The sequence below is a fragment of the Paenibacillus segetis genome (assembly GCF_014639155.1).
In the GTDB taxonomy this organism is placed as follows: domain Bacteria; phylum Bacillota; class Bacilli; order Paenibacillales; family Paenibacillaceae; genus Fontibacillus; species Fontibacillus segetis.
The window spans coordinates 306,018-321,748 of record NZ_BMFT01000004.1 but is presented as its reverse complement, the minus strand read 5'-3'; the positions used below and the strand labels follow the sequence as shown (position 1 = coordinate 321,748).

At 41.6% G+C, this 15,731-nt stretch carries 13 protein-coding genes; 4 read left to right on the top strand and 9 right to left on the bottom strand.

Features of this window, described 5'->3' with window-relative positions; all coding sequences use genetic code 11:
* The first annotated feature begins 290 nt into the window (after positions 1-290).
* Complete coding sequence (locus IEW05_RS22345) at positions 291-2,018, top strand: putative bifunctional diguanylate cyclase/phosphodiesterase (protein ID WP_188542070.1); 1,728 nt, start codon at positions 291-293, stop codon at positions 2,016-2,018.
* A gap of 83 nt (positions 2,019-2,101) precedes the next feature.
* Here IEW05_RS22345 and IEW05_RS22340 read toward each other — a convergent pair whose 3' ends face one another.
* The 5 genes from IEW05_RS22340 to IEW05_RS22320 all read right to left on the bottom strand — a co-directional run bounded on the left by IEW05_RS22340 (position 2,102) and on the right by IEW05_RS22320 (position 8,683).
* Positions 2,102-2,572 (bottom strand): RDD family protein, encoded by a 471-nt coding sequence (locus IEW05_RS22340; RefSeq protein ID WP_188542069.1) that lies wholly within the window; start codon positions 2,570-2,572, stop codon positions 2,102-2,104.
* A gap of 166 nt (positions 2,573-2,738) precedes the next feature.
* Entirely contained in the window at positions 2,739-3,518 is a 780-nt protein-coding gene (locus tag IEW05_RS22335; protein WP_188542068.1) for a GNAT family N-acetyltransferase, read from the bottom strand.
* Positions 3,506-4,504, bottom strand: a complete 999-nt coding sequence (locus IEW05_RS22330; RefSeq protein ID WP_188542067.1) for a glycosyltransferase — start codon at positions 4,502-4,504, stop codon at positions 3,506-3,508. The genes IEW05_RS22335 and IEW05_RS22330 overlap by 13 nt, the downstream gene beginning before the upstream one ends.
* Complete coding sequence (locus tag IEW05_RS22325) at positions 4,501-5,508, bottom strand: phosphotransferase family protein (protein WP_188542066.1); 1,008 nt, start codon at positions 5,506-5,508, stop codon at positions 4,501-4,503. The genes IEW05_RS22330 and IEW05_RS22325 overlap by 4 nt, the downstream gene beginning before the upstream one ends.
* Before the next feature lie 163 nt (positions 5,509-5,671).
* The gene (locus IEW05_RS22320) at positions 5,672-8,683 is read right to left on the bottom strand and encodes a copper amine oxidase N-terminal domain-containing protein (RefSeq protein WP_188542065.1); all 3,012 of its coding nucleotides are present in this window, start codon (positions 8,681-8,683) and stop codon (positions 5,672-5,674) included.
* Positions 8,684-9,005: 322 nt separating this feature from the next.
* Between IEW05_RS22320 and IEW05_RS22315 the strand changes: the two genes are divergently transcribed.
* Entirely contained in the window at positions 9,006-9,419 is a 414-nt protein-coding gene (locus tag IEW05_RS22315) for a hypothetical protein (RefSeq protein ID WP_188542064.1), read from the top strand.
* Between the two features lie 71 nt (positions 9,420-9,490).
* Here IEW05_RS22315 and IEW05_RS22310 read toward each other — a convergent pair whose 3' ends face one another.
* Positions 9,491-11,419 (bottom strand): LTA synthase family protein, encoded by a 1,929-nt coding sequence (locus tag IEW05_RS22310; protein ID WP_188542063.1) that lies wholly within the window; start codon positions 11,417-11,419, stop codon positions 9,491-9,493.
* A 199-nt stretch (positions 11,420-11,618) separates the two neighbouring features.
* Positions 11,619-11,828, bottom strand: coding sequence for an aspartyl-phosphate phosphatase Spo0E family protein (locus tag IEW05_RS22305; protein ID WP_188542062.1), 210 nt, complete (start codon positions 11,826-11,828; stop codon positions 11,619-11,621).
* A gap of 222 nt (positions 11,829-12,050) precedes the next feature.
* Between IEW05_RS22305 and IEW05_RS22300 the strand changes: the two genes are divergently transcribed.
* Entirely contained in the window at positions 12,051-12,719 is a 669-nt protein-coding gene (locus IEW05_RS22300; RefSeq protein ID WP_188542061.1) for an oxidoreductase, read from the top strand.
* Between the two features lie 208 nt (positions 12,720-12,927).
* Here the strand turns inward: IEW05_RS22300 and IEW05_RS22295 are convergent, their stop codons facing one another.
* Both IEW05_RS22295 and tgl read right to left on the bottom strand, forming a co-directional pair.
* Positions 12,928-13,827 (bottom strand): aldo/keto reductase, encoded by a 900-nt coding sequence (locus IEW05_RS22295; RefSeq protein WP_188542060.1) that lies wholly within the window; start codon positions 13,825-13,827, stop codon positions 12,928-12,930.
* Between the two features lie 97 nt (positions 13,828-13,924).
* Positions 13,925-14,656 carry a spore coat transglutaminase TGL gene (tgl, locus tag IEW05_RS22290; RefSeq protein WP_188542059.1) on the bottom strand — a complete coding sequence of 244 codons (732 nt, stop codon included), beginning with the start codon at positions 14,654-14,656 and terminating at the stop codon, positions 13,925-13,927.
* Positions 14,657-14,818: 162 nt separating this feature from the next.
* Between tgl and IEW05_RS22285 the strand changes: the two genes are divergently transcribed.
* On the top strand, positions 14,819-15,730 hold the full coding sequence (locus IEW05_RS22285; RefSeq protein ID WP_188542058.1) for a carbohydrate deacetylase: 912 nt from the start codon (positions 14,819-14,821) through the stop codon (positions 15,728-15,730).
* Position 15,731: the final 1 nt, after the last annotated feature.

Below are 15,731 nucleotides of genomic sequence, written 5' to 3'. Positions count from 1 at the left end.
TCCAATGCTTGTCATTAGAATGAGGAAGATCACGCACTAGTCATCTTGGCTAAACATTCATACAAATCATGCAAACTTTCTTCTCTTTATTAATCCGGGAATTTTTTATCATGATATAGCCCGATCTATAGATAAAAAAGCTATACTGGGCTATATCGGGTGAGGAAACCCATTGATTTCCTTTAGCAACCACATGTATGATGGGTTAAGACATATCTCGTAAAGATGCCAGACATGGATATCAGCAGTAAGTACATACATATTATGGCTCACTTCGAAGGGGATTTATTATGAAAAAAGCCGATTATCAGACTCGTATCGAATCGATTATTAATTCCTCCGCATTGCTGCATTCCATTGATCTGATGGGTGTAGGAATAGCTGTAACTGATCCAAACCTTAAGGATAATCCTCTGGTCTACGTTAATCAGGGATTTGAGAAGAACACCGGTTATAAGCGTGAAGAAGTTCTCATGCGTAATTGTCGATTTCTTCAAGGCGAAGAAACGGACAAGAACCATCTGGGGATCATCCGTCGGGCTATCATAGAAGGCCGTCCTGATACAGTTACCATCAAGAATTATAGGAAAGATGGCAGCACATTCTGGAATCAATTTATCATCAGTCCCGTCGTTAATCGCGAAGGTGAAGTGATCTATTTTATCGGTCTTCAATTTGACGTCACTAAAGAGGTAGAAGAACGTAACGCTTCTAAACAAAAAATTCAGCAGCTTTCTTATTTTGACCCCTTAACTGAACTGCTAAATATGAATCACTTCAAGGATATTATGAAATCAAAATTCGAAGAGCCTGATTCTAAAGACAAGACAGCCGCTGTTCTGCGTGTGAATTTAAATCGTTTCCGTTATATCAATGAAAGTTATGGCGAAACAATGGGAAATGAGCTTCTAAGAAAAGTAGCCGAACGGCTGAAGAACTCACTGGATGAAGGGACACCCATTTGCCGTAGCTTTGCAGATGACTTTATCATATTCTTGTCTGACATTTCCGACCCGCTCAAAATCCATGAGATAGCAAATAGTTTGAGCAACGCATTAAAGAAGCCTTATTCTGTATTCGATGAGGAGATCGTTGCGGGGTGTGGTATGGGCATCAGCCTCTACCCTGATGATAGTCAGGATGTAACCAAACTACTCAAACATGCTGAACTGGCGATGAAAGAAGCTAAGGCTGAGTCATTGAACGGTCCGCACTATTTCGACTACTATTTGATGGATAGACTGCATGAGAAGATAAATATTGAGAAAAAGTTGCCGAGGGCCTTATCTGAAGGGCAGTTCGAACTCCATTACCAACCCAAAATTGATACCTCTACTTTTGCACTCATCGGATTTGAAGCTTTAATTCGTTGGAACGATCCTGAGCAGGGATTAGTTCCTCCTAATAATTTCATTCCTGTCGCAGAGGATACGGGATTTATCGTACAGCTAGGGGAATGGGTCATGTCAGAGGCATGCCGAACAAACAAGAAGTGGCAAGATGCTGGACTTCCTAAGCTACCCGTGTCTGTAAACGTCTCAGCTGTGCAATTTAAACACCCACAGTTCGTCCATATGGTACAGAATGTATTAGAGCAAACCGGGCTTGCTCCGGAATATTTAGAGCTTGAAGTGACTGAATCCCTACTTAACACACCACTATTCATTATGGAAAAGTTAGATACGCTTCAGAAAAAGGGAATCACCCTTTCCATCGATGATTTCGGAACAGGTTATTCCTCGATCTACTATTTAAAGGAGCTGCCACTACAGGTTCTAAAAATTGATCGGACCTTTATACGGGAGACACCTAACTCTCTACGGGATAGCTCTCTCCTCGTATCAATCATTCAATTAGGCAAATCGCTTGGGATGACCGTATTAGCTGAAGGGGTTGAAACCGAGGATCAATTTAATTTCCTGCGTGATAACGGCTGCGATCAAATTCAAGGCTATTATTACAGCCGACCACTTAACGAAGCCTCTTTGAAGCAGTTACTGTTGTCCAACAGAGAATAAATTAATCTTAGTATAATATAGAGAACCGCTACCGATCTTAAGATCAGTAGCGGGTCTTTGCCTAAGCGAGAATGTCACTGACATTACAGCTGAGATTCTTTTTTCAACACATAGGTACCTGCCATATAATCATGCAGCCCCCTCTTCTGATCAGTGAACGCGATCATCAGAAACCCAATACACAAAATGAGACCCGATACTATAGAGGAAAGGTATCGTCCAATGGAGTGCAGATAGGATATTCTATTGCCTTCTTCATCTACAATTTTGGCACCAACGATTAGTTTCCCGATCGTCCCCTGCCATGGAGTGCTAGGTAAGTACGTAAAATATACAAACCCAATCATCCAACTAATTATCCCAACATTGAATGGCCATATCCATGATAAAACTTCTAAAATTACGACATCAATTAAATATGCGAGAAATCGTACCCAAAAGCCTACATAATCAGGATTAGGGTTATGATAGATCATTTCTTGATGATGTTGGTGTTGGTTATTTTGATTATGTCGATTGTAATCAAACTTGGAGAACTCCATATTATCATGCATTTTGATCGCCATCCTTCATATGGTTTCAATCTCACGCATCTAACTGTAATTCTTTATTCAGTTGAATAATCCTTTTATATGATATTCATTAGATAAAATTAATTGCCGAGAACAGTTAAGTCACCTATTTTTCATAAAATAAAAAGCACCCGAAGGTGCTTCCCTATCATTCCTTATGAACACGATAATGGTATGATGATACCGCGGAAAAGCCTAGTTTTTGATACAGATCAACGGCAGCTGTATTTTTCCTGAGTACCTGGAGATACATATGCCCCGCCCCATGCTCCATTGACCACTCCGTTAGGGCACGGATTAGGGCACTAGCAACTCCTTTTCTACGATGACTTGAAGCAACAACAACATTGCTAATGCCACCCCATCCATTTTCGACGGCAACTGTTCCAAGTCCTATTCTTTCACCATCTTCGAGCAGAGCTGCAAAGCACTTAGGATCTTTGATTGCCGCAAAAATGGAGCCATAGGCTGACCTACGATCCTCAGGGAACTCTTCCATCTCAATGAAATCATCAAGCCAGAGGTCATTGATCTCTTGGTTAAACATTGTGTTCCACGATAGATTTTGTGCTGCTGTACACCGTAGAATTTCCTCGCAAGAGGCAACCATCATGAAGCACTGCATAATGACAGCGTAATCTTTAAGTTCAAGTATTTTATCTAATTCTGGGGGAGAAGAATCACTCACTTGGAAACATGGAAGAATGCCGCGATTTCGGTAGAATCTCTCTACCTCCTCCAGCCAATCCCCCTCTGGAAAAGGTCCTGCTGTAAGAACACTGTTCCCTCGCCTTGTGACCCCCTCATGTGCACGGAGTCGCCAATTCCCTAGATCCGCTTGCTCTCGCGGAGGCCATGCATTGGCTGCAAGGTGTTCTAGAGATCGGTATAATTCTTCTGAATATATTAGCTCGCTTATCTTAGCCATTGATCAAAGAACTCCTTATATCCTTGTTTCATGACTGAGCTTGAGAACATCCTAAATGCATACTCACGGTTTTCTGCTGAATATTTAAGTGGAGAAGCAGCCGCCATATTAACTAGTTCAAACCAATTGCGCTCATTTCCAGCAAAAGCATGCCGAGAACTAATATGGTCGTAGCAAGGATGCTCCGGTTTGACGACAATTTTGCCCATCGCAAGCGCCTCCGTTAGCGGCATCGCAAAAGTATCAAATTTAGAACAGCTCCAATATACTTTGGAGGAATTCATAAGCGCAAAAATCTGATCCTGAGTCAAAGCAAACTGCAGAGTAACGTTCATCGGGATATCGTATTTCTTCATACTCTCCTTATAACGTTCCCCCCCAAACACCATGAACACTTCCTTGTCGGGGTTCTGACGCGCATACTCAAGTACCAAATCCGGACGTCGATTCTCTTCGTCCCTTCCAATCCAAAGTATACGGTTGTCAATAACAGCACTTGGGTCAAAATGTTGCTTCGCCATCTCCTCATTGAATCCAATCGGGATGACATTAACATCTGTAACACCAAAAACTTGATTGAACTGACGCTTCAAAAACTCCGTCTGTACAATAGCTTTATCCACGATTCCGTAGAATGGTTTCATCATTTCATAACCTGTCAGTGCAGGATCAGGAAAGCTATGAGGAAACAACACGCTATTCTTAAGAAACATCTTCAAGAATGTAAAGCCGGATACGGTGTATATAACATGTTCAATATTTTGCGAATAAATTTGGTCTAGTACGATATCGTAGTTAACCAAATCTCCCTTTTCATGCTCATACCCTGGAATCCAGTCATGCCCACTGACCTGCCTCTCTGGAGAAATAAACACAATTTCTACGCCTAACTCCAAAGCGATATTCCGAAGTCGCTCAGCAAACACCCTTGGACCTTGGGCCTCCGCAAACTGAATTTTCCGCATCACCAACCCGACTTTTTTCATAAATTCACCGACTTATCTATATAGTTATATTTCGTTTTATATTCATCTAGACGTCCCAAACACTCCGTCAAACTCAACGATGTTTCTTCCCATTGAGCTAGTAGCTTATCCTTGGGCCAGAGTGCCTTTTCTTGGCGAAGATCCCCTTGAATCAACAGTAGCATCCAAAGTGAGAATACCGCAGCGAAGCGGTAATAATCAAGTTTAAAAGCATCTCTATTATGCACGTATGTAGAACCAGAACTTTGGACAGCAACTTGCTCTAAATAACCATTCAAAATCGATTCTCTTTGCACACTTGTCATCTGCTTCGGAAACAGGGGATGCGACATATCGATCAAATGATACAGGTCCCATAGCGGTAAATTCAGATGGGCATGTTCCCAATCCAAAATGTAGAGTTGCCCGCTTGATGTTACAGCATAATTTCCTAAATGAAGATCACCATGACATAATACCTTTTTCTCAGTAAAAGCTTGTCCTTCCGCTACGAGCTGAACATCCTCAAGGAATCGATGGGACACCCCCATTTGTTGCATAACGGCTGGGACATCATCTATACGCTGAAGTAATTCGGACGCTATTTGTTCTATAGGGGGTTTGGGTCCTATGGAAGGGGCTTCACTCAAGTATGAGGTAGGCACAGAATGCCAACGAGCCATCTCCTTAACAACCTTTAGGGCGTGTTGTAGGCTATATTCATGATGCAGTAGACCGAGATCCTCAAAGATCGTCCAGCTTTGCGCTCCACTCCCTAGTCCAGATGATGCAAGAAGCTCGGGATAGATCTTGGGAAACGAATGTAGGATATGCTGATACGCCCAGATTTCTCGATCTTCGGAAGCATCATTCGTCAGGGGTTTGAACACATAGCTTTGTTCTGGCGATACAAAAAATCGTTCCACCCGTTTGCCATTCATCCCTCGATACAAGATTTCTCTTTGCCATATATTCCGATCATCGAGCGTTCCGTCAGGTAGCACATATTGTCCGAGATTACTCATGGGATCAACCTCATCCCCCTTCCCCTTGTTTCATTCAAGGGTACAAAAGGATGGATGGGGTTGTCAAATTGGGAGGTGATAACAAGTTAACTCTTTAACTATTAACAATTAAAACAAACAAAAGCCTGACCATTAAAGGTCAGACTTTTGTATACAAATAAATTTAATCCTCCTCACGTCCAAAAACACAGTAGGGTCCGACCAGAGATTTCACCGTAGGTTCAGGTGTTGACGTTGATGATGTTCTTGTTGCTGTTGTTGCTGTTGCCGTTGTTGCTGTTGTTTCTGATCCTGATGGTGTTGATGTTGGCTCTGGTATTGATGTTGGTTCTGGTGTTGATGTTGGTTCTGGTGTTGGCGTTGGTGTTGGTGTCGGTGTTGGTGTCGGTGTCGGTGTCGGTGTTGGTGTTGGTGTTGGTGTTGGTGTTGGTGTTGGTGTTGGTGTTGGTGTTGGTGTTGGTGTTGGTGTTGGTGTTGGTGTTGGTGTTGGTTTAGTATCTAAAAGTATTATCGAAGACGTCACGGATAATACATTACTTATACTATTGCTATTGCTTACAGATAGGACAACTACCGAATAAGCTACATCATTCTTGATATAATCTCCGTCTGTATCCTTTGCACCAGCCCCTAATACTTTACCAAAATCACTCCCCCTACTCACTTTTGTGTAGTTCAGGTTTTTCCCATCCGTTAAATTGAAATCTCTAGATTTAACAACATAAATCAAATATTCGATAATATTTGTCTCATCCTGGGGATGGTTAAAAGAAACATATAGATCACTACCATTGCCATTATCGCCAACATCTCTCGTACTTAAGTTAGTAACCTTACTAATGGCCTTATTGTTTGTAAGTGTAATCGAGTATCCGTTAGATAATGCATTGTTACCAGAGTAGTTTCCACTACCTACGGACAGGACATACACTCTATATGTTCCATTACTAATTGGATATCCATTAACATCCACTGCTGATTTATCGAGCACCTTAGTAAGGTTGGATCCTGTCTTGGGTACTAAAGTATTGTAACTATTATTTGCTTGATCTAAGTTGAGTGTGCCATTACCCGGTACCACCAGGATGCGATATCCACTAATGTTCGATTCATCCTTGACCCGATCGAAGGTCACCTTCATATCGCTACCATTATTATTATCAGCTATATCCTCAACTTTTAGATTGGTAACCGCACTTACACCAAAATTATTTGTCAATGTAATCTGATATCCGGTTGATAAAGCATTGCTACCGGAGTAGCTACCATAACCTACGGATAGAACATACACTCTGTAACTCTTATTATTCGTAATTAAATCACCGCGTACGTCTCGAGCATAATATGGCAAGAGATCGTTGTAATTGTAACCTCTGCGCACTTCTGTGTAGTAGCTGCTTGATACACTATTCGCATCTGACAAACTGAAGTTGTTTCCATAATAATTTGTTGGTACCACCATGATTCGATAAGCGCTAATATTCGACTCATCGGAAGCCTTGGTAAAGGATACGCGCATATCCCGACCGTCGCCATAATCACTATCATCTTTTACATATAAACTCGATACAGTACCTACGCTATTGTTGCTAAGTGTAATCGCTTGGGAAGTTGCCGACAACGCATTAGATCCCGCATTGCTACCACTGCCTATCGCCATAACGAACACACGATAGCTAACTCCGTTTCTAACGGTAACCCCATCTACATCCCTAGCGCCGGAAGATAAAATTTGGCTGATATTATATCCAGTTTTATTTACCTGCGTGTAGTTGGAGCTGGAGACTGCATTTGCTTTTGATAAATTAAAATTCGCATAGTTACTAGCCTTGACGACGAAAATTCGGTAGCCACTAATCTTAGACTCATCTGACAACTTGGTAAAGTTGACTCGCAAATCACGACCATCTCCATAATCATTAATATCTTCTACTGAAGTAATGATTGGAGCTGTTACAGGACTAGCGTTCAACGTAAGTGAAGCTGAGCCGGACGACAGTTTATTTGATGCTACAGCAGAATTGCTACTTACAGATAAAACATAAGCGGTGTATGCTACACCATTCTTGATCAATTCACCCGAAGTATCTCTCGAAGAAGAAGTCAACGTGCCAGTTAACGTATTATTACTTCCAGTTGATTTATAAACAGTAGTGTAGTTCTGACTGCTCACATTGTTAGCAGCATTTAAAGTGAAATTATTAACGTCTTTAGTCTTCACAATTAGAATTCGATAATTAGAAATATTGGATTCAACCTGAGGGCGAGTGAAACTAACAGATAAGTCACGACCGTCCCCGTTATCGCTAATATCAGTTGCCTTTACATTTGTCACTGCTGACACGTAAGCACCGTTATCAAGCGTAATGCTTGAAGATGCACTCGAAAGCGCACTAGCGTTGTTTCCTTTACCAACTGCCAAGACAAATGCTACATATGCTTGGTTACTTCCAATTAAATTACCATCGACATCTCTTGAATTTGCTGTCAATTTAACCACAGGATCAGTACTTGTAGCTAGCACTGTGGAATAATTAGAGGATGTCACCCTAAGTGCTGCAGATAAATTAAAATTATATGCATTTGCTGCCTTAACCACCATGACTCGGTAGTGATCTACCAAAGACTCATTGGATGATTTCGAGAAGCTCACTTGCAGGTCACGTCCATCACCCGCATCACCGATGTCTTTCACCGTAACATAAGATACTGGATTCACATTTCCACTTCCATTATTTCCATTACCAGCATCTGAAGTTATAGTCACGGTTTGTGTCTTGGAGTTCCAGCCAACCTCCTGATTTAATGCTTCACTGACGAATCGAACAGGAACCATCGTTCTTCCCTTCAGACTTTGAGCAGGTACATCTAAAGTGACAGCCTCATTGTTAATCGTGGCCACCTTTGAACCAATCCTTAATACAATAGTCGTGTCATCTTTGATCGCAGTTGCCGTTTGCGCCTTTTGATTCCACAGAACCTTAGCACCTAACGCTTCAAAGATTGCTCGTAGCGGCAACATCGTCCGCCCTTGGACCATAATTGGTGCTTGATCTGTCGCCAGACGAACGCCGTCAATATAAATACTGATGGGCGTAGCTGCTTGAGCTGGCGCTTGAAACAGCAACGGTACAACTAATAAACCTGCCAACAGAGTAATCCATAACTTCTTCACACGCTCATCCTCCTGGATAATAGAAAAGTTCAATTTTTTTCCTAACTATTTGACGTACCAACAGAGATAAAAGTTTCCATTTTCTCCGGTTACAATAAATTAACCCAAAGAGACAATAAGAAACCTACAAAAAGTCTTATTGATTCTCGTGGATAGTTCCTTACCATTATGTATGACCTGAGTTGGTTGTTGTTTTTGATTAATTTGAAACTTAAAGCGGTTACTATTCGTAGTAAGATAGATAAGACTCTTTTTTCCTTGTACACGATCAATACTATTTTTAAAATAACATCATTCCTGTCTAGAGAGGATATTTCAAACAATGAATATAAAACAAGTCATTATCGTCGGTACGATGGCATTTGTCGTTACACTTAGCCCTGGATTATCAGGCTACTCAGCCAGCGCAGCTGTTGCCCTAAACCCACCAAAGTTAACTGATCTCAGTAACGATGCTAAAGAAACCGAAGTAGATCCGGTGATCGAAGCCCTTGGATTTACGGATGAAGAAGGCATTTATGAAGAATTACTTGAAGGACATTCACTAGCAGATATGGCGGAGTCCAATCATAAAGATGTGAATCAGATTATTGACCTGCAAGTCTCGCAACTTCGTGAGCAAGTCACGGTAAGATATGCTCAAGGAAGCTTGACGCAAGAACAATATGAACAACAGTTAGATGAGATACCCAGTATCGTCGCAGACAGTGTTCTCAAGAGATATGATTTATCCTAATAACTCCAGCAAAAAAATGGTGCTTCAGGTTAGTTACATCAACCTTGAAGCACCATTTTTATATGCCGTAGCTAGTGACGTTTGGGTAACAAATTAACGTATTCATCCGACAGCTTCATCAGTTGAGTCACATAGTCATAATCTTGTCGATATGCTGAGAAATCCTCGATAGGCTCCAATGTTCTCAGTGATGTAGCCGTCCCATCCTCAAACCCTTTTCCTGGAACAAACATAATCTCATCATTAAAGAAGGAACCTGTTGGAAGGTAATATCGCATACCAAACACATTTCGATCGATATTGAGCAAGTCCTGACCCAACGCGGTAAATTGTTCATCTTTCAAAGATACCCCGAGCAAGTTTGCTATTGTTGGTAACATATCAACCTGGCCACCTGAACGTTCAGAAACAACGCCCATGTTCTGGCCCGGAATATGCACAATGAAAGGTATGTTAAAACGGCTAACCTTATCGTCGTAAGGAACTCCTAGTTTCGAAGTAATTTCAGCCGCACTAGTCTCATTAGAGTTTACCCCAAAATGATCCCCGTAAAATACTAACATTGTATTATCCCACATGCCCGTATCTTTCAACCGCTGAACCAAAGTGCCGATAGCATAGTCAGTATAATTCGCTGCAAGCAAGTAGTTACCCAGACTCGTACCCTCAAGATCTGCTGGCAGCGTCATATGTTGCCGATCTTTGGGCACAATAAACGGAGAATGACTTGACGTGGTCACAAACTGAGCATAGAACAATTGATTGCTATCCTTAAGTTTCTGCAATTTTTCTACGCCAACCCGATACATCTCTTCATCCGAGGCACCAAAATCGTTGAAATGATCATTTTCATAATAAGGCTTATCGTAATACTTATCAAAATGAAGTGCAGGATATAACTTATTCCGATCCCAAAAGGTCACATCGTTAATGTGAAACGTATTCGCCTCATAACCGTGATTTTGAAGTAAGCGCGGTAGACTTGGCAGTTCTCGACTGCCAAATCCCGTAGACATCGCAATTGTACCTGTTGGGTAGATCGACGTATTGGACATGAATTCCGCATCTGACGTATTTCCCTGTCCAATTTGTTGGTATAAATAAGGAAAATAAATCCCTTCCTTCGCCAATCCATTCAGCACAGGTGTTACCTCCTGACCGTCAACAGTCAAATGAATCGGGAAATTCTGAAATGATTCCATCTGTACCACGATCAGGTTTTTCCCTTTAGCCGCTCCAAAATACTGAGGCTGCCCATCTGTATTCGCATTATCGCGGTATGGGTAAGTAGACTGAAGCTGCTCAATTTTGGTGATGGTCTCCTGAAGATTACCTTCAGCAATCTTACGTTCTTCTTCTTGATTCCGAAGTAATGCATCCACCTGATAGTTCAAAAATCCAACCTTTTCAGCGCGAACAAGCTCATTGTCTATATCTTTACCTGATGCGATATACAGCCCAGAAATCAAGATTGAGACTACCATAAGCGCAGAAATTCCGGCTTTCCAAAGCCACCTTCTATCTCTTCTCTTTTGGCTACCAAAACCAAATGAATAACCATAGTTTGAAGTACTACGCTGAGATCGTCTCACTATTTTCCATATAAATAGAATAAGTAGATCAACAAAAAACAGAAACTGCTGTGGCTTAATCAAAGCACTCACACTTGCTCCAACTTCCGGCACCTGATTCAATCCGCTTAGAACCCTATAAGTTGGCACGGTCCCGAAGTAAGCAAAATAGAGTGTCGCAGCAAACAGGATAAATGAAATTATCAAATTAAATCCGAAGTACCCTAGCCAATTCCAGCGTCCCTTATTTGGTAGAAGCAACTCTACGAAACAGAGTAAGACCAGCATTGAAAGGATCTCCCCGGGAAGACCTTGCCAATGGATTGCTGAGAAGAAGAAATATCTAAGTAATATCAACTTGAGCACAAGTAGCATAATCGTAACAATAAAATTGGATCTAGATTTGAAAAATGTAGTAATGTTCCCCATCTCTTTCTCTATATATTTTTAGATTCTATTAACAAATCGCATGATTTTCTATCATTTATTATATCACTGTAAAAATCGTAGTCTAATCTAGATATATGGAAGATTAGCCATGACCAACCTGAAGATGAAAAAAAAACGACTTATCCATTAGATAAGTCGTTACTAAAATACCAAAATAAGAATATGAAAATTAGCTATACTATGAACCCATGGTTATAAGCTTCCGCATTTCCACTCGTTTATTCTTAATGCTGTCGTACTTTATATTATTGTATTTATTAATCAATTCATCCAGAAGTATGGATTGTGCCATAACTCGATGGTCTAACAATCCATATTGATCTACTAGTTGATTCAGCTTCTGCCGTGCAACTTCTATTCTAGTTTTTATTGCTTCTGATTTATTCACACGGATCACCTCCTCTTAAATATTTTAGGAGGTGTTGCCAAATATTAGATATATTTTCTTAATGCATAATACAAAATATTCTAAGTTTATACTGTGTCCGACAAATTAATAATCTATTGACATGCGAAACCGGAACACTAATCCAGATCAAATGAAGTATATATGTTATAGTTATGAGAGAATAATGTTAGAAGATTATCATGAATTGGGAGGCTTCCCTTGATGGGAAAAAGAGCTCTAATCGTTGGTTCTACTGGACTAGTCGGAAATGAATTGTTGCATGTTTTACTAGAAGAGAAAGAGTATGACCAAGTGGTTGCTATTGTCAGATCTCCTCTTCAATTGAACCATACTAAGCTTACTCAAAGGGTTGTCGATTTTGATCAACTGCAGGATACGGCAGCATATTTTGCTGTGGATGATGTGTTCTGTTGCTTGGGTACGACCATTAAGAAGGCACAAAGTAAAGAGGCTATGTATAAAGTGGATGTAGAATATCCGCTAACAATAGCCCGAATGGCCAAAGATAAAGGTGCACAGCAGTACCTTCTTATCAGCTCCATGGGGGCTAACCCCCATTCATCTGTATGGTATTCGAGAATGAAAGGAAATCTCGAACAAGAGCTCCGTAAGCTCAACTATCAATCAATCTCTATCCTTCGTCCTTCACTGCTTCTGGGAAATCGTAAAGAGTTCCGGTTAGGGGAACGCTTTAGTGGGGTTATCCTTAAAGTGGCCTCGCCTTTATTTGTAGGCCCATTAAGAAAGTATAGAGCTATACAAGCTAAGAGCGTAGCACTTGCCATGTATCGGGCTGCTCAAATGTCTACATCAGGAGTTACCGTCTATTCCTCTGATCAACTGGCTTCGATTGCATCAAAGGAATATTGACTATAAAAAGGACTGTCACACAAGTTAGAATTAGTTCAACTTGTGTGAACAGTCCTTTTGCAAATCATAGCTCACTATTTCTTAAATGACTTAACTAGGATGTATATTACGCCAAATAGGATTCCTGCCACGACGAGCAGTCCAAGAAGCGTTATAAGAACATTTTCCCATAAAATAGTCATAATGAGCTCCCCTCAACATCCCTGACTTAACGCTCCGCAACAAGCTCCGCTGCACTAGCATTGGACTCAACTTGCGCTGGATTCTTACAACCTGGTATAACTGCACTTACGGCTGGATGTCTCAAGCACCAAGCCAGTGCCCACTGAGCCATGTTTACACCCTCTGGTACTTCATCGCGTTTAATTTTCTCTACCTCTTGAAGTTTTAATCTCGTGCTCTCCGGATCATGACGATGTCTTACATCGGTATTGTCAAAATGCGCTCCCGGCTTATATTTACCACTGAGATACCCACTTGCGAGCGGTACGCGAGCGAGAACCCCTAAGTCTTGGCGTTCGCAAGAAGGGAATACTCTATTCTCCGGTGTGCGATCCAATCGATTGAATACGACTTGAATCACTTGAGAATTTACTTTGGTCGAGGACTCTGTCTGGTGAAGATTATCGTTACTCCCAATGGAAGTGCCCAAATGACGGATCTTACCTGCAGCGATTTGCTTATCTAACGTACTCCACAGATCATCATTATCGAATGCTGCATCCGGGCCAGAGTGGAATTGATACAGATCGATATATTCAGTATTCAACGCTTTTAGTGATGCATCCAATTGTTTAATTACTTCCTTGGCATCGAACACATCCGTACGCGTAAACCGTTCATGGAAGTGATGGCCGAATTTTGTTGCAATGATCCAGTCCTCACGCTTACGACGACTTATATAGTTCCCAATAAATGATTCTGACAGGTGATCTCCATAACATTCCGCAGTGTCTATCAGGTTAATCCCTAGTTCCTGCCCTTTGTCGAGTATGGCATCAACTTCGTGTTGGTCGAACTGCTGTCCCCATTCCCCACCGAACTGCCATGTTCCCAGGCCGATGACCGAAACATTCAACTCTGTTTTACCTAGTCTACGATACTTCAAGAAAATCCCTCCCGCTCAAAATTTGTACTTCACATGTGCGTTGGCATCTCTAACCAATGCCCAAATTGTACACTTGTGAGCGTAGGAAAGTCCAGTTTTACAGTTTGCGTAAATATTCGAAGTCAGGGTGTATTACCTGATCCGTGAGAAAAGCTGGGGTCGTACTTCCCGGCGTTCTTCTCGCGTTTAGTGCCGATAGAATATCTTCCGAAGAAGTTATTCCTATCCCGTGTCCAAAATATAAATCATCGGCGAGCTTGATGACATTCTCCCCCTGCCATTCGGGCGTTTTGGGGTTATGGTCAGGATTTTGGAAATATAACACATCGCCGGGGTAGGCTTCTTTCACACCATTATTTGAAACTAACTGAAGGTCCTTATCGTAATTCCAATCCCACAGTAATAGGTCCCTGAAATACTGATTAAATACCGTAGGACCCAACATATCGAGCACTGCTTTATACAAAATAATAACGATAGCGGTAGCACATTCAAATGCATACAATGATCCATTCGCAAAAATATCATTGATCCCATCTGAAGGTAGCACATACGGCTTTAATTGAAAGCCTCCCTCATCTGTGCGGGACCAATATCTCTCATTACAGCGGGAGTCCTTGAACCTAGCAAATTGGACTCCACTACCATTTAATGCTTTCGCAGCTTCCACGATCTTTGTCCTCATCTTTAGTTCAAATCTCAAAGCCTCTGGAGAATCATATCTGTATACAACTGGGCTCTGCTTCTTAGCCTGTAAAATCGCTTTCTCAGCTTCTGTGAGATCGAGCATGTTCGCTTGTTCTGCACCTGTATTTATCGTAACAATCATCGTCATTCCTCCCATGACGTACTAGGTTATTGTACGCACACCGGGCGGTTTACGTGCATAGGGACAGAGGGACAGGTTCTTTATCTCATCTTAGGTGGGACAAGGTGCCTGTCCCCCTATCCTTGCATACAATAATCTAATCTACATAAGGAGGAAGTTCCATTGGCGAAGTTTCTTATCATAAACGGAGACGATTTTGGAATGTCTGAGTATGTAAACCAAGGAATAATGGAAGCCCACACCTTTGGACCTTTAACAAGTGCCTCCCTTATGGTAAACATGAAAGGTTTTGAACAGGCTGTTAGGTGGGCAAAACTAACACCAACTTTAGGTGTGGGACTTCATTTCAACCTAACTTGGGGAAAACCGATCTCAGAGCCGGGGAAAGTCGCTTCCCTCATAATAGAGGATGGCTCTTTTTCAGGTAATCGAGGTCAATGGTGTGAGGAAGACATTGAACTGGAGTTTCAAAGCCAATATAACAAAATGGTCGCAGCAGGACTCCCACCAACACATTTGGATTCGCATCATCACATTCATATTGAAAATCCACGGGTGTATTCAGTGTTGAAGAAGTTTGCCAATCAATACGGACTTCCTTTACGGTTAAATCCAAATACAACTGACATCCTGGATCGTCCACTGATGACAACTGACCACCTTATATTGGATACTTACGATACATCGAATGGAGCCTCTCGCCTACTATCCCATTTAATAGAACTAAATCATGGAACGACAGAACTTATGTGTCATCCGGGATATCCTGAGTATGGTTTACGCTTGGATCCCTCCAAGCATGATTCACGTGGGCGAGAATTCCTCGCGCTAACCGATCACCGAATACCTACTATTCTTCGTGAACAGGATATTCAGTTGATTCATTATGGGCATCTCACAAAAGTCCATGACTTACAAAAATCTCCTCATCCGAGCCGCCATTCTCACTCTCCCAACAAAACGAGACGGCTACCTCGAACAAGGAGACTCTCAACTACTACTACTACAAAAACTCGCCATCGCACCAAACGGGCCAAACGTCATCCATTACGCAACAAGAGAACTCACAAATAGT